At 60.8% G+C, this 22,768-nt stretch carries 22 protein-coding genes; 14 read left to right on the top strand and 8 right to left on the bottom strand.

Annotated elements, in window-relative coordinates:
* Positions 1–63: 63 nt before the first annotated feature.
* The 4 genes from IE188_RS15730 (at position 64) to IE188_RS15715 (ending at position 4,143) form a co-directional block, all read left to right on the top strand.
* Positions 64–1,176, top strand: coding sequence for an ABC transporter ATP-binding protein (locus IE188_RS15730; RefSeq protein ID WP_191287476.1), 1,113 nt, complete (start codon positions 64–66; stop codon positions 1,174–1,176).
* Positions 1,177–1,185: 9 nt separating this feature from the next.
* Positions 1,186–2,106: an ABC transporter permease gene (locus IE188_RS15725; protein WP_191287475.1), complete on the top strand. Its 921-nt coding sequence runs from the start codon at positions 1,186–1,188 to the stop codon at positions 2,104–2,106.
* Positions 2,103–3,365: an ABC transporter permease gene (locus IE188_RS15720; RefSeq protein ID WP_191287474.1), complete on the top strand. Its 1,263-nt coding sequence runs from the start codon at positions 2,103–2,105 to the stop codon at positions 3,363–3,365. Before IE188_RS15725 ends, IE188_RS15720 begins: the two co-directional genes overlap by 4 nt.
* Positions 3,366–3,603: 238 nt before the next feature.
* Positions 3,604–4,143 (top strand): VPLPA-CTERM sorting domain-containing protein, encoded by a 540-nt coding sequence (locus IE188_RS15715; RefSeq protein WP_191287473.1) that lies wholly within the window; start codon positions 3,604–3,606, stop codon positions 4,141–4,143.
* Between the two features lie 119 nt (positions 4,144–4,262).
* On the opposite strand, the gene pnp is transcribed toward IE188_RS15715, so the two are convergent.
* The 4 genes from pnp to IE188_RS15695 form a co-directional block, all read right to left on the bottom strand.
* Complete coding sequence (pnp, locus tag IE188_RS15710; RefSeq protein ID WP_191287472.1) at positions 4,263–6,410, bottom strand: polyribonucleotide nucleotidyltransferase; 2,148 nt, start codon at positions 6,408–6,410, stop codon at positions 4,263–4,265.
* A 170-nt stretch (positions 6,411–6,580) separates the two neighbouring features.
* Positions 6,581–7,333 carry a sterol desaturase family protein gene (locus tag IE188_RS15705; protein WP_191287471.1) on the bottom strand — a complete coding sequence of 251 codons (753 nt, stop codon included), beginning with the start codon at positions 7,331–7,333 and terminating at the stop codon, positions 6,581–6,583.
* 148 nt (positions 7,334–7,481) lie between these two features.
* Entirely contained in the window at positions 7,482–7,751 is a 270-nt protein-coding gene (rpsO, locus tag IE188_RS15700) for a 30S ribosomal protein S15 (protein WP_191287470.1), read from the bottom strand.
* Between the two features lie 158 nt (positions 7,752–7,909).
* Entirely contained in the window at positions 7,910–8,224 is a 315-nt protein-coding gene (locus IE188_RS15695; RefSeq protein WP_229836930.1) for a DUF5665 domain-containing protein, read from the bottom strand.
* A gap of 164 nt (positions 8,225–8,388) precedes the next feature.
* Between IE188_RS15695 and IE188_RS15690 the strand changes: the two genes are divergently transcribed.
* Positions 8,389–9,693 (top strand): calcium-binding protein, encoded by a 1,305-nt coding sequence (locus IE188_RS15690; RefSeq protein WP_191287469.1) that lies wholly within the window; start codon positions 8,389–8,391, stop codon positions 9,691–9,693.
* A gap of 25 nt (positions 9,694–9,718) precedes the next feature.
* On the opposite strand, the gene IE188_RS15685 is transcribed toward IE188_RS15690, so the two are convergent.
* A complete protein-coding gene (locus IE188_RS15685; protein WP_191287527.1) occupies positions 9,719–10,225 on the bottom strand; it encodes a DUF1643 domain-containing protein in 507 nt (168 codons plus the stop codon).
* Between the two features lie 92 nt (positions 10,226–10,317).
* Between IE188_RS15685 and deoA the strand changes: the two genes are divergently transcribed.
* Positions 10,318–11,625, top strand: coding sequence for a thymidine phosphorylase (deoA, locus tag IE188_RS15680; protein ID WP_191287468.1), 1,308 nt, complete (start codon positions 10,318–10,320; stop codon positions 11,623–11,625).
* Between the two features lie 12 nt (positions 11,626–11,637).
* Here the strand turns inward: deoA and truB are convergent, their stop codons facing one another.
* Both truB and rbfA read right to left on the bottom strand, forming a co-directional pair.
* Positions 11,638–12,543 (bottom strand): tRNA pseudouridine(55) synthase TruB, encoded by a 906-nt coding sequence (truB, locus tag IE188_RS15675; protein WP_191287467.1) that lies wholly within the window; start codon positions 12,541–12,543, stop codon positions 11,638–11,640.
* Complete coding sequence (gene rbfA, locus IE188_RS15670; RefSeq protein ID WP_191287466.1) at positions 12,543–12,968, bottom strand: 30S ribosome-binding factor RbfA; 426 nt, start codon at positions 12,966–12,968, stop codon at positions 12,543–12,545. The genes truB and rbfA overlap by 1 nt, the downstream gene beginning before the upstream one ends.
* A 93-nt stretch (positions 12,969–13,061) precedes the next feature.
* Between rbfA and dapB the strand changes: the two genes are divergently transcribed.
* Positions 13,062–13,871 carry a 4-hydroxy-tetrahydrodipicolinate reductase gene (dapB, locus tag IE188_RS15665; protein ID WP_191287465.1) on the top strand — a complete coding sequence of 270 codons (810 nt, stop codon included), beginning with the start codon at positions 13,062–13,064 and terminating at the stop codon, positions 13,869–13,871.
* A gap of 16 nt (positions 13,872–13,887) precedes the next feature.
* Here the strand turns inward: dapB and IE188_RS15660 are convergent, their stop codons facing one another.
* On the bottom strand, positions 13,888–14,091 hold the full coding sequence (locus IE188_RS15660) for a DUF1674 domain-containing protein (protein ID WP_191287464.1): 204 nt from the start codon (positions 14,089–14,091) through the stop codon (positions 13,888–13,890).
* Between the two features lie 69 nt (positions 14,092–14,160).
* Between IE188_RS15660 and IE188_RS15655 the strand changes: the two genes are divergently transcribed.
* The 7 genes from IE188_RS15655 to IE188_RS15625 all read left to right on the top strand — a co-directional run bounded on the left by IE188_RS15655 (position 14,161) and on the right by IE188_RS15625 (position 22,726).
* Positions 14,161–15,420: an RsmB/NOP family class I SAM-dependent RNA methyltransferase gene (locus tag IE188_RS15655; RefSeq protein WP_191287463.1), complete on the top strand. Its 1,260-nt coding sequence runs from the start codon at positions 14,161–14,163 to the stop codon at positions 15,418–15,420.
* A 119-nt stretch (positions 15,421–15,539) separates the two neighbouring features.
* Positions 15,540–17,291 carry a heparinase II/III family protein gene (locus IE188_RS15650; RefSeq protein WP_229836928.1) on the top strand — a complete coding sequence of 584 codons (1,752 nt, stop codon included), beginning with the start codon at positions 15,540–15,542 and terminating at the stop codon, positions 17,289–17,291.
* 21 nt (positions 17,292–17,312) lie between these two features.
* Positions 17,313–18,902, top strand: coding sequence for a bifunctional phosphoribosylaminoimidazolecarboxamide formyltransferase/IMP cyclohydrolase (purH, locus tag IE188_RS15645; RefSeq protein ID WP_191287462.1), 1,590 nt, complete (start codon positions 17,313–17,315; stop codon positions 18,900–18,902).
* 7 nt (positions 18,903–18,909) lie between these two features.
* The gene (gene lspA / locus IE188_RS15640; protein WP_191287461.1) at positions 18,910–19,380 is read left to right on the top strand and encodes a signal peptidase II; all 471 of its coding nucleotides are present in this window, start codon (positions 18,910–18,912) and stop codon (positions 19,378–19,380) included.
* A 54-nt stretch (positions 19,381–19,434) separates the two neighbouring features.
* Positions 19,435–19,962 (top strand): DUF3035 domain-containing protein, encoded by a 528-nt coding sequence (locus IE188_RS15635; RefSeq protein WP_191287460.1) that lies wholly within the window; start codon positions 19,435–19,437, stop codon positions 19,960–19,962.
* 119 nt (positions 19,963–20,081) lie between these two features.
* Complete coding sequence (locus IE188_RS15630) at positions 20,082–21,419, top strand: M16 family metallopeptidase (RefSeq protein WP_191287459.1); 1,338 nt, start codon at positions 20,082–20,084, stop codon at positions 21,417–21,419.
* Positions 21,419–22,726, top strand: coding sequence for a M16 family metallopeptidase (locus IE188_RS15625; protein ID WP_191287525.1), 1,308 nt, complete (start codon positions 21,419–21,421; stop codon positions 22,724–22,726). The genes IE188_RS15630 and IE188_RS15625 overlap by 1 nt, the downstream gene beginning before the upstream one ends.
* Positions 22,727–22,768: the final 42 nt, after the last annotated feature.

Genomic DNA, 22,768 nt, shown 5'->3' with positions numbered 1-22,768 from the left:
CGATAAACACGGAGCCGCGCCCCGCCAGAAGGGTGTGACCAGCCGTGCATGGGGAGAAGCCATATGAGTGCCGGAGTAGGCGTCGATCTCGAAAACCTGTGGATCCGCTTTGGAGATTTCGTCGCCGTGCGCGACGCCAATGTGCACATCAAGGGGGGCGACTTCTTTTCGTTTCTGGGGCCGTCGGGCTGTGGCAAGACCACGATCCTGCGCGCCGTGTCCGGGTTTCTGGAGCCCAGCGAAGGCAATGTGCTGATCGGGGGCAATAACATGAAGGGCATCGGGCCGAACAAGCGGCCCACGGCTCTGATCTTTCAGAACCTCGCCCTGTTTCCGCTGATGAAGGTCTGGGAGAACATCACCTTTTCGATGGAAATCAAGGGGGCTTCGGCGAAGGAACGTCGCAAGCGCGCGGATGAGCTTCTGGACATGATCGCGCTGCCCGGTCAGGGTGACAAGCTGCCCAGTGAACTGTCAGGGGGGCAGCGGCAGCGGGTGGCCATTGCGCGCGCCTTGTGTGCCGAACCGCATGTGCTGCTGCTGGACGAGCCCCTGTCGGCGCTGGACCTGAAGCTGCGCCAGCATATGCGCACCGAATTGCGCGAGATTCAGCAGCGCGTGGGGATCACCTTCATCTATATCACCCATGATCAGGGCGAGGCTTTGACCATGTCCGATGACATCGCCGTCATGCGCGCCGGTGTGATTGACCAGATCGGCGACGGCAAGACGATCTATAACGACCCTGCGACGGCGTTTGCTGCCTCTTTCGTGGGCGAAAACAACGTGTTCCGCGGCAAGGTGCTTGAGGTGAACGGCAATGAGGCCCTGATCCGCACCAACCGGTCAGGCGATCTGCGCTCTCGCATCTCGACCGCGAATATTGGCAAGATGAAGGTCGGGGATGATGCGATGATGTTTATCCGGCCCGAGGCGCTGGACCTTGCCCCGACCGGCACCAAGGGCGAAAACTTCGTCACCGCACAAGTCACGCATGAAGAGTTCGAAGGCAATTCCTTCAACATTTTCATGGAGGGCGACGGCGGCAAGGAAATCAAGGTTGCCATACCGAATGTCGGTCAATCCTTTGACGACCATACCGGGCAGGCCATGACGCTGGAATATGAGGTCGACAACGCGGTTGTCGTTCCCGCCGGCGAACTGGCGGCGGAATAGGGGGTCGTCATGCCGCGTTTCCTGAAAGAATTCTTCAACCGGAACGGCACGCTGATGGGGTCGCTGATGTTGGGTCTGGTCCTGTTCTGGACCGTGGGTCTGATCATCCTGCCGCAACTGTCGATGCTCGACTTTTCGTTCCGCCCGAACCTGCCGCCGCCCGAGATCGGGGGGCCGAAAGACGTCTACACGCTTGAGAACTACAAATACCTGATCTATGGGCCGGAAGGCGGCAGTCAGGACTATAACGCGGTCGATCTGCGGGTCTTCTTTCGCACCATTGTCGCCGCGATCTGCGTCACGATTTTCAACCTGATCCTGTGTTATCCGATCGCCTATTATCTGGGGCAGACCAAGGGCAACCACATCCGCATTCTCGCGCTGATGCTGATCATTCCCTATTGGATCAACGAAATCCTGCGCGCCTTCGCGCTGCGCATCATTTTCGGGGAAAGCGGCGTTCTGAACACGATGCTTGTGGGATTGGGTATCTTTGATACGCCGTTTGACTTCATCCGCAACGACATCGCGCTCTATGCCGGTCTTGGATACGCCTATATCCTGCTGATGATCTTCCCGATCTACAACGTGATCGAAAGCCTGGATCACAACCAGATCGAGGCCGCGCGCGACCTTGGCGCCCCGTGGTGGCGCATTCACAAGCGCGTGGTGATCCCCTATGCGAAGCCGGGGATCAGTTCAGGTTGCACGATGGTGTTTATGCTGTCTGCAGGTGCGCTGGCCGCGCCGCAAATTCTGGGTGGGCCATCGTCGCTTTGGTTCACGCAACTGATCTATCAGCAGTTCAACGATAACTCTGATTGGCCGCAGGGCGCGGCCTATGCGATCGTGCTTCTGGTGACCTGTATCCTTCTGGTTCTGGCCGTGATGCGCCTGTTCAAGGTGAACATGGGGGATATCGGCAAATGAACAATCCCGTCATCCGCATCTCGATCTGGGTCTATCTGGCGATCTTTTTCGCCTATCTGCTTGGCCCGCTCGTGATCATGTCGATCACCGCCTTCAACTCGCCCAGCTTTCCGCGCGCGACGCCGTGGGAATGCCTGACCTTCGAATGGTTCTCGGCCCTGTTTCGGGACGAACGTATCCTGAACGGCATCAAGAACTCGATCCTTGTGGGCATTGGCACGATCATCCTGTCGGTGTCGATGGGGCTGGCAGGGGCGCTGATGCTGACGCAAATCTGGCCCAAGCTGCGCGCGACCTACTACACGGTCATCATCGCGCCGATCCTGATCCCCGGCGTGGTGCTGGGTATCTCGACGCTGGTGTTCTGGGACCGGATCAACCGGATGCTGGGGCTGGGGGCCGATAGCGTGCTGTCAAACGGGTTGTTCCTGACCATCATCGGTCAGTCCACCTTCATCGCAAGCTATTGCATGTTGGTGCTGGTCGCGCGTCTGCAACGCTATGACCTTGCGCTGACCGAGGCGGCGCTGGACCTTGGCGCCACCCACGCGCAGGCGTTTCGCAAGATCCTTTTGCCCTTCATGCGCCCGGCGATTGCGTCGGCGGCGGTGCTGGCGTTTCTGGCGTCGTTCGAGAACTACAACACCACCACCTTCACCTTCGGGGAATACCCGACCCTGACCATCGAACTGGCGCAAAAGGTGCGCTATGGCATCACGCCCGCGATCTCGGCTTTGGCCTTCATGATTGTTGTGCTGACGGTGTTCGCGGCCCTGTTCAACGAAGCCAACATCAAACGAAAAGAGGTGTTGGCCAAGGCGCGTCGGGACGGGGCCACGGTGGGCGAGGTGTCGGGCGGCGTCAAGCTGCCCGGGTTCTTCACGGGAAATGCCGCGGCGGTGGCGCTGGTGGTGTTTGCCATTGCGACCATTGCGGTGGTTGGAACCGCCACCGTTTATAACCCCAAACAGTGCATCGCAAACGTGCAGGAACAGAAACGTCTTGAGACCGAACGGCGCATTCAGGAGCTGCGCGAACAGCGCAAGCGGGATGCCGAGGCAAAAGCAGCCAAGGATGCCGCCGAAGGGGCCACCACAACGGCGCCCAGACCGTCCAACGACAGCGGGTTCGGTGGTGTGTTTGCACCTGGCACATTGCAGGGGGACGACGAAACCGCGCCGCCTGAAGATCAGGAACCGTCCGACAACTCGGGCTTCGGAGGTGTGTTCGATCCTACCAATATCGGGGGTGGCGACTAGCGGCGAGCCCCTGGCTTAGGGGGTCTTGGCGCGATTCGTCCTTGCCGGGTGCAAAGGCATGACCGCGTCGCGCGGGCGATAGAAGTCATCATTAAGTAGAAGTCCGAGTTTTGAATGACCCCTCAGGGTTGCTGTATGGCGTGTTTGCGAGCCCCGCGGCCCTTCCGGAGCTGATTTCGATTTGTGGCAGCAATGTGGCGTGATACATTCAACGTGTTTAAATTTAGGAGGGGGGACCATGTCTCTTGTTAACACATTAAAAGGTGTTGCGGTTACCTCCGTACTGTCAATTTTCAGTATGGTGGGCGCAGTGAATGCTGCGACGTATACGCCCGATACATTGTTGGGGTCGGCTCAACTTGGCAATTCCGGCGACGGTGATGAACTGGCTGCTCTGGCTTCAATCGCCGGTGTGGATGTCAATTCTCTTTCAATAGATACCAAGGATGAAAGCGGCAGCTTCATGCGCGACGATGTGGGCAACTATTTCGTTGATGTCGCGCCACGCACTCCGGGGTATTTCATTTTGAAATTCGGCGTGGGTGGAACAAATGCGGTGTCGCATTATTTCTTCCAGAACATTGCGGATTTGACCAAGCTGGTCTGGACGGATGCACAGACCAATTCCTTGCTGGCGAATTGCACCAGCGATTGCCGTCTGAGTCATGTGACGCAGACCGGTGATGTGTCGCCCGTGCCGGTGCCGGCAGGTGGTGTGCTTTTGCTGACCGCACTGGGCGGATTTGCCTTGATGCGTCGGCGCAAGACGACGGTCTGACCGACAACATCTGACATTTTGGCGCCATGGTTTGGCGTATAAAGAAAGAAGCCCCGGTGGTCTCACCGGGGCTTCTTTGTTGGTGCTGAAAAAGGTCCGGGAAGGCCCGGACCGATCAATCACGCGTCTTCATCTTTTTTCTTCTGTTCCGGCACGATTTCTTCGCCAGTTTCCTGATCGACGACTTTCATCGACAGGCGCACCTTGCCGCGATCGTCAAAACCCAGAAGTTTGACCTTCACGTCCTGACCTTCTTTCAGAACGTCCGACGGGTGGTTCAGGCGGCGGTTTTCGATCTGGGACACGTGGACCAGACCGTCGCGCTTGCCGAAGAAGTTCACGAAGGCGCCGAAATCGACGATCTTCACGACCTTGCCGGTGTAAATCTCGCCTTCTTCCGGCTCTGCCACGATCGAATGGATCATGTCATAGGCCTTCTGGATGGCGTCGCCGTTGGGCGATGCGATCTTGATCACGCCGTCATCGTTGATGTCGACCTTGGCACCCGAGGTTTCCACGATCTCGCGGATCACCTTACCGCCCGAGCCGATCACTTCACGGATCTTGTCGGTGGGGATGTTCATGGTCTCGATGCGCGGCGCATGTGCCGAGAACTCTTCACGGCCCGAGGACAGGGCTTTGTTCATTTCACCCAGAATGTGCAGACGGCCCTCTTTGGCTTGTGCCAGGGCTTTCTCCATGATCTCGGGCGTGATGCCTGCGACCTTGATGTCCATCTGCAAGGACGTGATGCCGTCTTCGGTGCCTGCGACTTTGAAGTCCATGTCGCCCAGGTGATCTTCGTCACCCAGAATGTCGGTCAGAACAGCGTAAGAGCCGTCATCTTCCAGGATCAGACCCATCGCCACACCAGCGACCGGTGCTTTCAACGGAACAGCGGCGTCCATCATGGCCAACGAACCACCACAGACCGATGCCATTGAGGACGAGCCGTTGGACTCGGTAATCTCGGACACGACGCGGATCGTGTAGGGGAAGTCGGTCGGCGTTGGCAGAACCGCCTGCAGCGCACGCCATGCCAGTTTCCCATGGCCGATTTCACGACGGCCAGTAAAGCCGAAGCGGCCCACTTCGCCGACCGAATAGGGCGGGAAGTTATAGTGCAGCATGAAGTTCGATTTGTAGGTGCCGGTCAGCGCGTCGATCATCTGTTCGTCGTCGCCGGTGCCCAAGGTGGTCACGACCAGACCTTGGGTTTCGCCACGGGTGAACAGGGCCGAGCCATGAGTCCGGGGCAGAACACCCACTTCGGACACGATCGGGCGGACGGTGTCCAGCGCGCGACCGTCGATGCGCTTGCCGGTTTTCACCACGTCGCCACGCACCACGGCGCTTTCCAGTTTCTTCAGCGCAGAGCCGAGGTTTTCGTCTTCCTGCTGCTCTTCTGACAGCGATGCGATGATCTCGTCCTTGGCAGCAGCAACGGCGGCCACGCGCTCTTGCTTGTCGGTATGGCCATAAGCGGCGCGGATCTTGTCCTCGCCTGCCGCTTTCACAGCTGCGTAGAGATCCGAGTAATCGGCAGGCTGGAAGTCGAACGGCTCTTTCGCGGCTTCTTCGGCCAGGTCGATGATCAGGTCGATGACCGGCTGAATTTGCTCGTGTGCGAAGTTCACGGCGCCCAGCATCTCGGCTTCGGTCAGCTCATAGGCTTCCGATTCCACCATCATCACGGCGTCTTTGGTGCCGGCAACAACAAGGTCCAGACGTTGGTCGGGGTTGTTACGCAGCTGGTGCATGTCGTCGCAAGTCGGGTTCAGGATGTATTCGCCATCCTCATAACCCACGCGTGCGGCAGCAATCGGACCCATGAAAGGTGCGCCCGAAATGGTCAGTGCAGCGGATGCGGCGATCATCGCGACGATGTCGGGGTCGTTCACAAGGTCGTGGCTCAGCACGGTGCAGATCACCAGAACTTCGTTTTTGAAGCCGGGCACGAACAGCGGGCGGATCGGACGGTCGATCAGGCGCGATGTCAGCGTCTCTTTTTCCGTCGGACGCGCTTCGCGCTTGAAGAAGCCCCCGGGGATTTTACCAGCGGCATAGTATTTTTCATTATAGTGAACCGTCAGCGGGAAGAAGTCCTGACCGGGCTTCTGTTCCTTCGCGAAGGTTACGTTGGCCATCACGGATGTTTCGCCCAGCGTGGCGATGACCGATCCGTCGGCCTGACGGGCAACCTTGCCCGTTTCCAGAGTGAGGGTTTCTTCGCCCCACTCCATCGATTTTTTGGTTACGTCAAACATCATGTTTTCCTAGCTGGAAGCACTCCCGGCCCTCCGGGTCTTCCGTTGTCATGGTGGCCCCATTGCCACCGACCCCTCTACCTTCTTCATGCGCCGGGGTCGAAGCGTCACGTCTCAGATGGGCGGTCCATAACGGAAAAACAGGTGTTTGGAAACAGGATTGTTTGTGCTCAGGCCAACGGCTTCGGGCTTTCGGTGGCACCTCGCCGGGTCAGCTTGCCCCGTGGGAGTTTGGTGATGCCAAACGCCTTGCGTGCCGTCACCAGACGCAGGTCCTCCGGGTCCATGCCCATCGACAGGATCGTGTCACGGTCATACCGGGCGCGGGCGGTGTCGGGATCGTGTTTGGTCCCGAACAGACGGTCGATCCAGCCCATGCCGAAACTGACATGATAGGTGGCCTGGTGATCCTGAAAGTGATGCGCCAGGTGGCTGCGGGTGACGCGCTGCCCGAACCAGCCTTTCGGCACGTTCACATGCGCCAGCGTGTGGCAGTATTCATAGAAGGTGAACGCGCTGACCGATCCAACGAACAGGGCGACATAGGCTGTCAGCACCGCAGGCCCCAGCCCCAGAAACGGCCACAGGATCAGGCTGTGCACCGCGAACGAGATCAGACCGAACCGCACCGGATACCAGTGGTCGCCACCGGTAAAGAACTCCGGGTCGCCGGGAAATTCGTGATGCCCGATATGGCTGCGATAAAGTTCATTGAAGACACCTTGATCGGTGGGCGGTTCGCGGTGCAGCAGAAAGCGGTGCATCGCGTATTCGACAAAGAACTGCGCCACGATGCCATAGGCAACAGCCAGCAAGAGCCACGGTGTGAACCAGAACACCAGCGCAAAAACGCCGACAAGCCAGAAGGGAAACAGCCGGTGCAGACTGCCCATGTTGATCAGAATCGCCAGCGTTGCTTTCATCTCAACCTCCGTTGATCCGCTGATCTTGACGGGGCGGCGGGGGTCGGATCAAGCAAGACCTGACGTAAAGTGACCGGTTGCCGATGCGCGTAAAAAAGAAAAAAGGGGCCGCAAAGCAGCCCCTTCGTCCGATTTTCTGGTGCGCGGCTTAGCGGCGCAGGCCCAGGCGATTGATCAGGTCCTGATAACGGGCCTCGTCTTTTGCGCGGGTGTAGTCCAGAAGTTTCCGGCGCTGTGCAACCATTTTCAGAAGACCACGGCGGCCGTGGTTGTCTTTCTTGTGGGTTTTGAAGTGTTCGGTCAGGGTCGCGATGCGCGAAGACAGGATTGCAACCTGCACTTCGGGCGAACCGGTGTCGCCGTCCTTGGTGCCGAACTCTTTGATCAGGCGGGCTTTTTCATCAGGCGTAATCGACATCGGGGTCTCCTTCATAGGTTAGGGTTGATGGCGCAGGCCGGGATGTCGTCCAGCAAGGCCCGTGGAGAGATCTGCCCACACGAGGCGAGCAGATGGGGGCGTATAGGAAGATTCCCCGCAAAACGCAAAGGAAAAAACGTTTCATGCGTGCGGATGGGCTATTGCTGCATCTCGTCGATGATCTGCTGTGCCCAGTCGCCCAATACCGGGATGAAGTCGATGGACGCCAGCAGATACACCAGAATCGACACCAACAAGGATGCCCCAAGAACTGATCCCAGGCCGAAGGCCAGTCCCCGATAAAGTTGAAACAGGCCAAGCTTCCAAAGGGAATCGTGCAGTTTGATAAAGCGGTGATTGTTCATCCGCTCGACCTCGGCGCGCAGGGCGCGCACCTCGAAGGACAAGGCTTTTTCGCGCTCTGCCAGCTTCTTTCTGGCCTCGGTGCGCGGGTCGTCTGGTGTGTTAACCATTTGTTAACCAATCGTTAATTTAAGTTTGTAACTATTATTTCCTAGGAGTTTGCGCCCAGTTGCCTACAATCGCAAGCGGTTGTCTGTGTCAACCTGCTCCGTGTCGAAAGGCGTTGTGCCGCGAAGCCTGCCTGTTCGGGCTGTTATGGGAAGCGAGTCGTTAAATGTTGTTTTCGTTGTTGTTTCTGGGCCTGTTGCCCGTCGCTTTCATGGCAGAAAGCTTCGCCGAGGGTCCGTCTGACGACGAAGACGAAGATCAGGCCGGTGCTGGCACCGAACCTGACGTTGTTGCCGGCACGGGGGATTTCATCGCGGTCAGTGACGGACAATCCGACGGTGTTATGGACGAGCAGGATGTACTGTTGCCCGTCACTGGCGATCAGGTAATCCCCGGTTCCGATATCGATTCGGCTGACACAGTCCTTGCCCCGAATGACGGGTTGGGCGATGGCGATTCCCCTCATCTTCAGGCCACGCTGCTGGATCAGCTGTTGGGAACGGAAACCGACCAGCACTATGGGCGCGAGGATATGGGGCACTTTCTGGGGGCTATGGACGACATGTCGCTCACGAAGGGTGCTGACCAGATGGACCTGTCAGACGATGGTGTCGATGGCACAGGCTCAGGGGTGATCGACGAGTTCCATGGCACCCCCGTTCTGCGCGACGAAGGGCAGGAGGCCGTTGCCGTGGTCGACGGCGGTGATGGCGATGACACGCTGACATCAGGTGACGGCGCGGCCTACCTGTTCGGCGGCGATGGCGACGATCTGATCTCTGCCGGCGAAGGCGTATTGGCCGGGTTCGGCGGCGATGGCGATGACACGCTGGACGCGACACGCAGTCTTGACAGTTTTCTGGATGGCGGATCGGGCGACGACCTGTTGCTTGGCGGGGACGGTGACGATCAGTTGTTTGGGGGCGCGCATGAAGCCGCTTTGGATACGGACCAGTCCGACGATGATGTTCTGATCGGCGGGGCGGGTGATGATGCGATTTTCGGAGGTCACGGCGCCGATGTGCTGTCGGGCGGAGAGGGGAATGACGTGATCAACCACCTTGGCCACGCGATGGAACGTGGCGGGGCCGAGCGTCATGATTTCGACTGGCATATCGACGGTGATCAGGATCGGCTCGACGGCGGATTGGGCGATGACGTGCTGATCATGGACCGCAGCGATATTGCCACCGGGGGCGATGGTGAAGACGTGTTCTGGATCTACTCCGACGCGGCGGCAGGGGATGACTTTGCCGAGGTGATGGATTTCGTCCCCGGTCAGGATTTCCTGCGGGTGTCACTGGACCCGGAACAGGATGCGAAGTCGCTGGAATATGATGTTCAACCATCCGACACGGGCGAGGATGGCGTCGTGACCGTGAACGGAGAGATCGTCGCCGTCTTGCGCGGTGCGCCGGGCGCCAGTGTTCACGACGTCTATGTCGAGGTTGTTCCAAACGTGCTGGGGTGATTGTGGCAGCCTGTCGCGCGCCGGTTCAGAACCAGGGCTGCGGCTGCTGTGCATAGGCGATGTATAGCGGATGCTTCGGATGCCCATCCTTGGTCAGGCCCAGATGAAAGACGGGCCGGCCTGTGTTGCGCAACAGCGTTTCAACCTGTGCGCCGCGGTCCAAATGTGCGCCATGGGTGCCCCACCCGCAAATGATCTGGTCGGCCCAGGGACAACTTTCGGCAATGGCCGCGTCATTGGCTGTTCCGACCGGGTCGGCAGCGGCGCGCATGTTGCGCGGGTCGGTGTCGCGCCAGGCAAAGATATTGGTGACACGAAACGCCCCAAACCCAAGCGTGCGCGCACGTCGTTCGCAGCGTTCGACGGTCGGGTCGTTCTGCACCTCGGTCGCGGTTGAGGGGTTGAGCATGATGAACAACGCCTTGCGCCTAGCCGGATCCCAGGTGCGGGTCAGTTGATAGCGATATTTCTCGCAATCCGAATAGACGGCAATGGAATGGGCATCGCCCTTCTGGAACGCGCGCGTAATCATGGCGGCGTTTTGAAGGGTGTTGGCGCCATTGGCAAGCCCTTGCACCAACGCGTGTTTGATCACAGACTGGTCCCATAAGGAAAGGGCACCCCATGCTGATCGCCGAAATTATCCGCAAGAAACGAAACGGGCAGACTTTGCACACGGACGAGATTGCCAAGATGGTGCAGGGCATTTCGGATGGCGGTGCAAGTGACGCCCAGATCGCGGCTTTTGCCATGGCCGTGCTGCTGAACGGCATGGATCGGAACGAAGCTGCGGCCCTGACCATGGCAATGCGCGACAGTGGGGATGTGTTCGACTGGGCGCATTTACCTGGCCCGGTGGTGGACAAGCATTCAACCGGGGGCGTCGGCGACAATGTCAGCCTGATGCTGGCGCCGATCGTGGCGGCCTGCGGGGCTTATGTGCCGATGATCTCGGGCCGGGGGCTGGGGCATACGGGCGGGACGCTGGACAAGATGGAATCGATTCCGGGCTACGTGGCGACGCCGGACAACGACCTGTTCTCGAAGGTGGTTGCTGAGACTGGCTGCGCCATCATCGGCCAAACCACGCATCTGGCCCCTGCCGACAAGCGGTTTTACGGCATCCGCGATGTGACCGCGACGGTGGAGAGCGTCCCGCTCATCACTGCCTCGATCCTGTCGAAGAAACTGGCCGCCGGGCTTGGGTCACTGGTGATGGATGTGAAGTTCGGCAATGGGGCCTTCATGGCGGATTTCGACAAGGCGCGAGAACTCGCGCTGTCGATCACCGGTGTCGCGCAGACTGCGGGATTGCCGTGCCATGCGTTGCTGACCGACATGAACCAGCCCTTGGCAGATGCCGCCGGAAACGCGGTCGAGGTCACGAACGCCGTCGAATTCCTGACCGGCACGCGGCGCGAGGCACGGTTGACCGAGGTGGTCATCGCCCTGTGCGGAGAAATGCTTGTCACGGCGGGGATCGAAAATGACCGTCACCGCGCGCGCGATTTGGCGCTGAGCGCGCTTGAAGATGGCCGCGCCGCCGAGCGGTTTGGCAAGATGGTCGCAGCACTTGGTGGCCCCGCGGATTTCATGGAAAACCACGCTGCCCACTTGCCGCAAGCAGCCCTGCAACGCGCGGTGCCCGCCCCAGACGCGGGGGTCGTCCGCGCGATTGAAACCCGTGATGTCGGGCTTGCCGTGGTCGAACTTGGCGGCGGGCGGCGCGTGTCCAGCGACGCGGTCAACCCGGCGGTCGGCCTGACGGCCCTTCTGCCTGTCGGAACTGAAGTTGCGAAAGGTGATCCGCTGGTGCTTGTTCATGCCGACAGCGAAGATGCGGCGGATCAGGCGCAGGCCACCCTTTTGGCGGCCTATGAAATCGGTGCGCAGCCCGAGGCGCAGGCCGTCCTGCGCGAGATCATCGAGTAAGTTGGGTGGCGATTACTGATTGAACACGCGCGAGGGGTGCAATTCGCCCGCGCGATATATGCCGACAGCTACGGCCTTGCCGTCGTGCGAGGCCCACGCCTCGTCGCCATATTCGACGTCTGACGCGATCACCAAGCCGGGGTTGCCGTGGCGCAGACGCGCAGCGCCTTCGTCGGTTGTTTTCAGTTCGGGAAGATCGGCCAATCCATCCTCAAGCGGGCGCAGATAGGCGTCAAGCTCGCCGGTTTTGGCCAGCTTCTCGACCAGATCAAGGCTGACGCTATCCGCGGCATCGAAGGGGCCGGACCAGATGCGGCGCAGCTCGCGGACGTGACCCAGGCATCCCAGCGCCTCGCCCAGATCGCGGGCAATGGACCGGACATAACCGCCTTTGCCGCAGGTCATCTCCAGCGTTACGTGATCCGCGTCAGGACGGTCGATCATCGCCAAATCCTCGACCCACAGGGGGCGGGCGGCGATGTCCACATCCTCGCCGTCGCGGGCGCGTTTGTAAGCCCGTTCGCCGTCGATCTTCACGGCCGAGAATTTCGGTGGCACCTGCATGATTTGCCCGGTGAACTGACCAAGCGCGGCCTGAATGTCATCGTCCGACGGACGCAGATCGCTTTCCGCGATCACCTCGCCCTCGGTGTCATCGGTGTTCGTCGCCTGCCCCAGCCTGACAGTGAACACATAGGCTTTCAGCGCGTCGGTGATATAGGGCACGGTTTTCGTCGCCTCGCCCAGCGCCACGGCCAGAACGCCGGTGGCTTCGGGGTCCAGCGTGCCGGCATGACCGGCCTTCTTGGCGTCCATCGCCCAGCGGACCTTATTGACCACGGCGTTCGAGCTGACACCGGCGGGTTTGTCCACGACCAGCCAGCCGTGAATGTCCCGCCCCTTTTTGCGGCGTCCCATCAGGTGTCCTCCGACCCGTCCTCGTCATCCTTAGCGCGCAGGTCGCGCTGCACGCGTTCCTGTGACAAGAGGCGGTTGGTCTTGTCCATCTGGTCGAAGGTCTCGTCGACCATGAAACGCAAGTCGGGCGTGTGCTTGATCTTCAGCGCCTTACCCAGAATGCGGCGCAGTTCGCCCTTGTTGCGGGCCAGCGCCTTGATCGCCAGATCTCCATCCTTGCCGCCAAGGGGCAGGGCGAAGACGGTGGCGATGCTCAGGTCCGGTGTCACGCGCACCTCGCCGATGGTGATGGACATGCGACCCAGATCGGGGTCGTGCACATCGCCACGCATCAGGGCTTCGGACAGGGTCCGGCGGATCAGCTCGGCGATGCGCAACTGTCGCTGCGTCGGGCCGGCAGTGTCTTGAAAACGGTTCTTTGCCATGAGGGCCATGTATGCCCGATTGCGCGCCTTCGCAACAGGCTTTGCCAAGATGGGGCAAGCGCGCTAGACAGCGATGAAGCGAAGGAGATACAGATGAGCGAATTGCCGGGCATTGTGGTGATGGGCGCGTCGGGCCGGATGGGTCAGATGCTGATCCGTGAAGTCAACGCACAGGATGGCGCGCGGCTGGTGGGCGCGTTGGAGCGTCCGGGGCACGACTGGATCGGGCAGGATGTGGGCGCCTGCATGGGCGGGCAGCCGCTGGGCGTTATCGTGTCCGACGATCCATTGGAAACGATGGCAAAGGCGCAGGCGGTCATTGATTTCACTGCGCCTGCTGCCACCGTCGCGATGGCCGAGATCGCCGCACAGGCGCGGGCTGTTCATGTGATCGGCACCACAGGGCTTGGCGATGATGATCTGGCGAAACTGGCACTGGCTGGACGTCATTCGACCATCATTCGCGCGGGCAATATGAGCCTTGGCGTCAATCTGTTGGTGCAGTTGACACGCAAAGTTGCAGAAGCGTTGGATGAAGATTTTGACATCGAGATTACTGAGGCCCATCACCATCACAAGGTCGACGCCCCGTCAGGCACCGCGCTGATGCTGGGCGAAGCGGCCGCCGAGGGGCGTGGTGTCGATCTGGCGGATGTGTCGGATCGAGGCCGGGACGGGATAACCGGCGCGCGCAAACGTGGTGACATTGGCTTTCATGCCGTGCGCGGTGGCGACATCGTGGGCGAACATGACGTGATGTTTGCAGCCCCCGGCGAACGGATCGTGTTGCGCCACCTTGCGACGGATCGTGCGATTTTTGCCCGTGGCGCGGTCAAGGCCGCCCTATGGGGGCAGGGCAAGAAACCCGGCGAATACGACATGATGGATGTGTTGGGGCTGTGACCCGCAAGGGTGTCGATCAGAAATCGATCGCGATGCCCTTCTTCTCCCAATCGCCATAGCGAACGGGTTCCGGCCCATCGCGACCGCCGTATTCCTTGGGGCGGGCTTTGGCCTCTGCCTCGGCTTTTTTGCGGCGTTCTGCGGCTTCAGCAAGTGCACGTTGGGCGGCGGGCGGCAGGTCGCGCTTTTCCGCTTCTGGCTTTGACGGCGTGTCGGGCATGGGCCTGATCCTTGTGGCTTTCCGTGCCATGATATAGGTCGCGCGAAGGTAAAACGCAAAGGGTTGCCGATGAGCAAGGTTCTGGACCCGCGCCATATCGCGGTCGATCTGTTGGGGGATGTGCTGGACGAGCATCGGCTGCTGTCCGAGGCATTACCAAAACGGCTGGCGAAAGCCGCGCCCGAAGATCGCGCCCGTGCCCAGCGTCTGACCCTTCTGGCGCTGCGAAATATGGACCGGGCCGACCGCATGTTGGGGCCGCATCTGAAAAAGCGCCCCCCGGCGCGAGTGTTTAACATTCTGCGGCTGGGTGTGGCCGAGATTTGCACCGGTGGGGCTGCGCATGGTGTGGTGAATGACCTCGTGGCCGCGACCCGTGCCTCGCGCGAAACCGAACGCATGGCTGGGTTGGTCAACGCCGTTCTGCGCAAGGTCGATGGCGAGAAGGGCAAGTGGGACAGCCTGCCCATTCCTCGCCTGCCGAAATGGCTGCGCAAGCCGCTGATCGCGGATTATGGCAAGACGCAGGTCGAAGCGATCGAGGCGGTGCAGGCGCTGGCCCCTCCGCTTGATTTGACCGCGAAAAGCGATGCCGCCGAACTGGCCAAGCGGCTTGGCGGAGCCTTGCTGCCCACCGGGTCGGTGCGCTTGCAGGACGCAGGGCAGGTGACAGCACTGGACGGGTACGAGGCGGGCGATTGGTGGGTGCAGGATGCGTCTGCCGCTTTGCCCGCGAAGGTTCTGGCGCCCAAAGCCGGCGACCGTGTGCTGGATATGTGCGCCGCCCCCGGTGGCAAGACCTTGCAACTGGCCGCGATGGGCGCGGATGTGACCGCGCTGGACGTGTCCGAGGTGCGGATGAAACGGGTTGCCGAGAACTTTGAGCGCAGCGGGTTGGCCGCGCGGGTCGTGGTCGGCGACGCGCTGGAATTCGATGAACCTCAGTTCGACGCGATCCTGCTGGACGCCCCATGCACAGCCACGGGCACGATCCGCAGGCACCCTGATTTGCCGCACGCCAAGGATGGCAGCGACTTTCCCGGCCTGTTCGAGTTGCAGGAATACATGATCGACCGTGCAATTGGGCTGTTGAAGCCCGGCGGGCGGCTGGTGTTTTGCACCTGCAGCCTTCTGATCGACGAGGGCGAAGAGCAGGTGCGCGATGCGCTGGGCCGCCATGACAACATTCAGCTTGATCTGGACGCACTGCGATTGCCCGGTGTCGACGCGCGCTGGATCGGCCCCGAAGGTTTGCGCATCATGCCGCATTACAACGCGGACCTTGGCGGGATGGACGGGTTCTTCATCACGGCATTTCGCAAAACCTGACCTGCATTGCCACAATTCGCCGATGACTCTCGTCATGCGGGTCTGTATGCTTTTTGCCAAGGCCCCCGTCAGAGGGGCATGAGTTCAACACAGTTGGATGATTGAGGCGAGGCGTCCCAGTGGTGCATCAAGACGGATTTTCCGGGTTCCGAACCCGTTTCGCGAATCGCTTTCAGGCGAAGCGCGCGGCGCGTGCGCGCCCTGCCACCGGGTTCGTATCGCAGCCCGAACCCCGCACCATCGGCGCTTTTGCGCGCGGTAAGCAGTTGATTGCGGGCAACTATCTGTTTGCCGGGCATCTGGTGAATGCCCCGGACAAGGGTTTATGGGATGTAACGCCGCCCAGTCAGGGATTTTCCGAGGAAACGCAAGGCTTTGTCTGGCTGGACGATCTGGCCAGCGTCGGTGATGGCGAGGCGCGCAGGCGTGCCCAGGTCTGGCTGCTCGGCTGGATCAAACGCTATGGCAAAGGGGATGGCGACGGCTGGACGCCGGATCTGACCGGGCGGCGGTTGATCCGCTGGATCAACCACGCGATTTTCCTGATGGCGGGGATGACGCCCGACGAAAGCCGCGCCTTCTTTCGGTCGCTGGGCCAGCAGACGATCTTTCTGTCGCGCAGGTGGCATGCCGCAACCCCCGGTCTGCCCCGGTTCGAAGCCCTGACAGGCCTGATCTATGCCGGGCTGGGGCTTGAGGGGATGGAACGCCATGTCGGCCCCGCCGTGAAAGCCCTTGCGCGGGAATGCGCCGACCAGATCGACGCCGAGGGCGGGATACCCACCCGCAACCCCGAGGAATTGCTGGATGTTTTCACGCTTCTGAACTGGGCCGCGCAAGCCCTGTCTGAAAGCGGGCGTCAGGTCGCCCCCGCGCATATGGGGGCGATCGAACGGATCGCGCCGACCCTGCGCGCACTCAGGCATGCGGATGGCGGGTTGGCGCGGTTTCATGGCGGCGGGCGCGGGCTTGAGGGGCGATTGGACCATGCGCTTGCAACGTCAGGCGTGCGGGCGGGGCCTTCGACCGGGCTTGCGATGGGCTATACCCGGCTCAGCGCGGGGCGGACCAGCCTGATCATGGACACCGCGCGGCCCCCGACCGGGCTTGCGTCTGCGAACGCCCATGCCTCGACGCTTGCGTTTGAACTGACTTCGGGGCGGCGGCCATTGATCGTGAATTGCGGGTCGGGCGCGCATTTCGGGGCGGACTGGCACAAGGCTGGACGCGCCACGCCGTCACATTCGGTTCTAGGGCTGGCGGGCCTTTCGTCGTCGCGGCTGGGGGCTGCGCAGAATTATGGCGGCGGGGCAAAGGTGTTTCTGACCTCGACCCCGGCAAAGGTTCATTTGCAGCGACAGGATGACGCCAACGGCGCGGTCATTGTTGCGGCGCATGACGGCTATATCAACAGTCACGGCCTGACCCATATGCGCCAGATCGAGCTGAGCCAGAACGGCCGCGGCGTTTCGGGCGAAGACACGCTGGCGGCTGTGTCCGATGCTGATCAGGCGCGGTTTGATCGCGCGATGGATCAGGTGGCGCTGCAAGGCATCCCGTTTCACATCAGGTTCCATCTGCACCCTGATGTGGATGCGACGCTTGATCTGGGCGGCACGGCGGTGTCCATGGCGCTGAGGTCCGGGGAAATCTGGGTGTTTCGCTTCGAAGGTCGTGGCGAATTGACGCTGGAGGGCAGCGTTTATCTGGAAAAGACGCGGTTGAAGCCGCGCAAATCAAAACAAGTGGTTCTATCTGGCGTCGCAATGGATTATGCGACACGCATCCGCTGGACGCTGGCCAAGGCGCAGGAAACCCCATCGGTTTTGCGTGACCTTGAACGCGGTGACACGGCGGAGCTGCCAAGTTAAGAGCCAAAGGGGCCTACAGCCATGACCGACCTTCATCCCGTGCGCCGCGCGCTGATTTCCGTATCTGACAAGACCGGCCTGATTGATCTGGGTCAATCGCTGGAAGCGCGCGGGATTGAGATCCTGTCCACCGGCGGGACCGCCAAGGCGTTGCGCGATGCGGGTGTGACGGTGAAAGACGTGGCCGAGGTCACGGATTTCCCCGAGATGATGGATGGCCGCGTCAAGACCCTGCATCCGATGGTGCATGGTGGCCTGTTGGCCTTGCGCCACAATGACGAACACCTTGCATCAATGGAAGAACACGGCATCTGGGCGATCGACCTGTTGGTGGTGAACCTCTATCCGTTCGAGGCGACGGTCGCCTCGGGCGCCGACTATGACACTTGCATCGAAAATATCGACATTGGCGGGCCTGCGATGATCCGTGCCGCTGCCAAGAACCACGCCTTTGTAAGCGTCGTTGTCGATGTGGAAGATTACTCCAAGCTGTTGGGCGATCTGGACCAGCACGATGGATCGACCTGCCCAAAGCTTCGCAAGAAACTGGCGCAGAAAGCCTATGCCCGCACGGCGGCCTATGACGCGGCGGTGTCGAATTGGATGGCCGGCGCGCTTGACCTGAAAGCCCCACATCGGCGTGCTTTCGCGGGCGAATGGAAGCAGACGCTCCGCTATGGCGAAAACAGCCACCAGCAGGCGGCATTCTATACCGATGGGTCGAACCGCCCCGGCGTGGCAACCGCACAGCAATTGCAGGGCAAGGAACTCAGCTACAACAACATCAACGACACCGACGCCGCGTTTGAATTGGTCGCCGAGTTCGACCCAACCGACAGCCCCGCCGTGGCGATCATCAAGCACGCCAACCCCTGTGGCGTGGCGTTGGGTGACACGCTGGCAGACGCCTATCAGAAAGCCTTTGACTGCGACCGCACCTCGGCCTTCGGGGGCATCGTCGCGCTGAATCAACCGTTGGATGCGGACACCGCCACCAAGATCACCGAGATCTTTACCGAGGTGGTGATTGCGCCGGGTGCGTCCGATGAAGCCCGCGAGATTTTTGCCGCCAAGAAAAACCTGCGCCTTTTGCTGACCGATGGCCTGCCGGACCCGCGCGAACCGCTGACGGCGTTCAAACAGGTGTCGGGCGGCTTGCTGGTGCAGGATAAGGACGTCGGATATATCGGGCTGAACGACCTGAAGGTCGTGACCGAAAAGGCACCGACGAACGAGCAGTTGCGCGATCTTCTGTTTGCCTGGAAAGTCGGCAAGCATGTCAAATCGAACGCCATCGTCTATGTGAAAGACCGCGCCACGGTGGGCGTGGGCGCGGGGCAGATGAGCCGTCTGGACAGCGCCAATGTTGCCGCCGCCAAGGCCCAGCGCATGGCGGATGAACTGAGCCTGTCCGAGAGCCTTGCCAAAGGGTCCGCCGTGGCGTCGGATGCGTTTTTCCCGTTCCCTGATGGGTTACTGGAAGCCGCAGCCGCAGGCGCGACATGTGTTATCCAGCCGGGTGGGTCGATGCGCGATGACGAGGTGATCGCCGCTGCCAACGACGCAGGGCTTGCCATGGTGTTCACCGGCATGCGCCATTTCCGGCACTGACCTGACCATGCGCGCGTTGCTGATAGCGGCCATTCTGGCCTTCGCTCTGGATCAGGGCACCAAGTATCATGCGCTATATGTGCTTGATCTGGACCGCGTCGGCGTGGTCCAGATCTGGCCACCTTATCTGGTCTATCAGATGGCGTGGAACACGGGTGTGAACTTCGGACTGTTCGGGTCGGACGCCGCGACGATGCGTTGGGTTTTGGTGGGGCTGAGCGCCGTAATCTCGGCTTGGGTCATCATCTGGGTGCGCCGCGAAAAGCTTGGCAAACTGGCACATGTCGCGGCGGGCTTGCTGGTCGGTGGCGCGCTGGGCAATGCGGTGGACCGTATCTATTACGGGGCAGTGGTGGATTTTCTGAACATGTCCTGTTGCGGCATCCAGAACCCGTTTTCGTTTAACGTGGCCGACATTTTCGTCTTTGCAGGGGCGATTGGTCTGGTTCTCTTCTCATCCGCGAAGAAGACCCCGTGACGCGCGTTTCCAGATGGGCTAAGAAGCGGTAGGAAACGAGGGTTATATCGACACATGCGCTTTTCATCCGTTAAACTTCTGGCCGCTTTGTGCATCGGTGTTTTTCTGACAGCCTGCTCGAAGAACGAGCCGAGCCTGATGAACCTGAGGGCCAGCCAATCCGGCCCGGATGAATTCGCCATCTTGCCGACAAAACCCCTGCAAGAGCCGACGAGCTATTCCGAGCTGCCGACGCCCACGCCGGGCGGCACCAACATCACCGACCCAACGCCCAATGCAGATGCCATTGCCGCGCTGGGGGGGCAGTTGCGCGGATCGGGTCTGCGCGGTGGCGAAGGGGCGCTTGTCACGGCGGCCAGCCGTTATGGTGTCTCGTCCGGCATTCGCAGCCAACTGGCAGCCGAAGACCTGACCTGGCGGCAGGAAAATCGCGGCAAACTGCTTGAACGCTTGTTCAACGTGAACGTCTATTACAGCGCCTACGCGGCGCAGGAACTTGACCAGCATCGCGAACTTGAACGCCTGCGCCGTTTGGGAATCTGGACGCCCGCCGCCCCACCCGATCCGGCAGCCGCGCAGTGATTGCGGGGTCGCCTGGCCCCTGTTTCGTTTTCTGACCGTCTGCGATCACAACTCTGTTTGCGCAGGTTGAAGCCCGCGCGATCACGCGTAACTTGATCACGAACAGACAGGAGTTTCAGATGCGGTTTCTGATTGCGGCTTTTCTGGCCTTCGGGCTGGGCACCCCGGCACTTGCCAAGGATGGCGTCACCGATTTCAAACTGGACAATGGGCTTGAGGTCGTGGTGATCGAAGACCATCGCGCGCCGGTTGTCGTGCATATGTTGTGGTATCGCGCGGGTGCGGCGGACGAGGAGCCCGGCGTGTCGGGCATCGCGCATTTTCTGGAACACCTGTTGTTCAAGGCCACCGACACCATGGAAGCTGGCGAGTTGAGCCGCGTCGTTGCCGAAAACGGCGGGTCCGACAATGCATTCACATCGCAGGACTACACCGCGTATTTCCAACGGGTCGCCGCGGATCGTCTGGGCCTGATGATGCAGATGGAAGCTGATCGGATGCGCAACCTGCGGCTGACCGAAGACGACATCGTCACCGAACGCAACGTCATATTGGAAGAACGTGCCCAACGCACCGACAGCGACCCCGGCGCGCTGTTTCACGAGCAGATGAATGCGGCGGCTTATCTGAACCATCCTTACGGCACCCCGATCATCGGTTGGCGACACGAGGCGGCGAAGCTGTCGCGCGCAGATGCGCTGGCGTTTTATGAACGCTTCTATGCCCCCAACAATGCGATCTTGATTGTTGCGGGTGACGTGACTCCGGACGAGGTGCGCGCGCTGGCGCAGGAATATTACGGACCCCTGAAACCTACACCCGGCCTGACCGAACGCGAGCGCCGCGCCGAGCCGCCGCAACTGGCCGAGCGTCGAGTGCGATTCGAAGACCCGCGTGTGTCTCAACCCTATGTCTATCGACAGTATGCGGCCCCTGAACGTGATCCAGGCGCGCAGGAACAGGCCGCCGCGCTTGTCTATCTGGCCGAGATTCTGGGCGGCAGCGGGGCAACATCCGTTCTGGGGCGGGCGCTGCAATTTGACAACCCGATCGCCGTCTATGCCGGGGCGGCCTATGGATCGGTCATGCTGGACGACACCGAGTTTTCGCTGGTCGTCTATCCCAAACAGGGCGTCAGCCTGGCCGAGGCCGAAGCCGCGCTGGACGAACAGATCGCCAAGTTTCTGGAAACCGGCATCGACCCGGAACAGTTCGAACGCATCAAGTTCCAGATCCGCGCCGATCAGATTTATGCGCAAGACAGTGCGATGTCGCGCGCGCAGCGATATGGCCGTGCGCTGACCGCGGGCCTGACGATTGATGACGTGCAGGCCTGGCCTGACATATTGCAGGCGGTCACACCCGAACAGGTTATGCAGGCCGCGCGTCAGATTTTTGACGATCGCCGAAGCGTCACCGGTTGGCTGGTTCCCGAAGGCGGAGAGGAAATGAAATGATGCGTTTTTTCTATGCGTTCGTCACGCTGTTGATCGTGACCTTCCCCGCCCGCGCCGAGATCGCGATTCAGGAAATCACCACGCCCACCGGCATCAATGCCTGGCTGGTCGAAGAACACAGCCTGCCTTTCACCGCGCTGGAAATTCGCTTTCAGGGTGGCACGTCTCTGGATCGACCCGGGAAACGTGGCGCGGTGAATTTCATGGTCGGCCTTCTGGAAGAAGGGGCGGGTGAGATGGATGCGCGCGGCTTTGCCGAGGCGCGCGAAAGCCTGGCGGCGTCCTTTCGGTTCGGTGCCTATGGCGATGCGATCACGGTCTCGGCGCAGTTTCTGAGCGAAAACCGCGCCGAGGCGATGCAGCTTTTGCACAGCGCCCTGACCGAACCGCGCTTTGACGACAGTGCGATTGAGCGTGTGCGCGCGCAAATCATGTCGCATCTGGCCTCGCGCGCGACCGACCCCAATGCGATTGCCGGCGAAACATGGGACCGCATGGCCTATGGCGATCATCCTTATGGCAGCTATCGGGTCGGCACGCCGGACAGCGTGGCCGCCCTGACACGGGACGATCTTGTGTCCGCTTTCAAAGACGCGCTGGCGCTGGATCGGATCTATGTTGCGGCCGTTGGGGACATCACGGCGGATGAGTTGAGCCAGCTTCTGGATGAGCTGTTTGACGGGTTGCCCGCCACGGGGGCGCCTCTGCCACCACGGGCCGAGTTTGCCTTGTCGGGCGGCACAACCGTAGTGCCGTTCGACACGCCGCAATCGGTTACGATGTTCGGGCATATCGGCATCGCGCGCGATGATCCGGATTTCTTCGCCGCCTTTGTCCTGAACGAGGTTCTGGGCGGGCGCGGTTCGAATTCGCGCCTGATGCAAGAGGTGCGCGAGAAACGCGGGCTGACCTATGGGGTGGGGACGTTCCTTGCCAATGCCGACCTGTCCGACACGATCATGGGGCATTTCTCAAGCCAGAACGGGACGATGGGTGATGCGATCGAAGTCGTGCGGAACGAATGGGCGAAGATGGCGGCCGAGGGGATCACGCAGGAAGAACTCACCGCCGCGCAGACCTATCTGACGGGATCGTATCCGTTGCGGTTCGACGGCAACGCCAACATTGCCAATATCCTCGCGTCGATGCAGATGGAGGGCTTGCCGGTCGACTATATCGCCACGCGAAACGATCAGGTGATGGCCGTGACGCTTGAGGATACCACGCGCGTCGCCAAGCGTCTGTATGACCCCGATGCGCTGCATTTCGTGGTGGTCGGACAGCCCGAGGGCGTCGTATCAAATTAAACGCAGGTCGGGGATGCACCGGGTATTTCGCAATGGTCGAAT

The organism is Aliiroseovarius zhejiangensis, from assembly GCF_014656375.1.
Lineage (GTDB): Bacteria > Pseudomonadota > Alphaproteobacteria > Rhodobacterales > Rhodobacteraceae > Aliiroseovarius > Aliiroseovarius zhejiangensis.
Note: the sequence above shows the minus strand (reverse complement) of the source record. Positions and strands in the feature narration are given on the sequence as shown.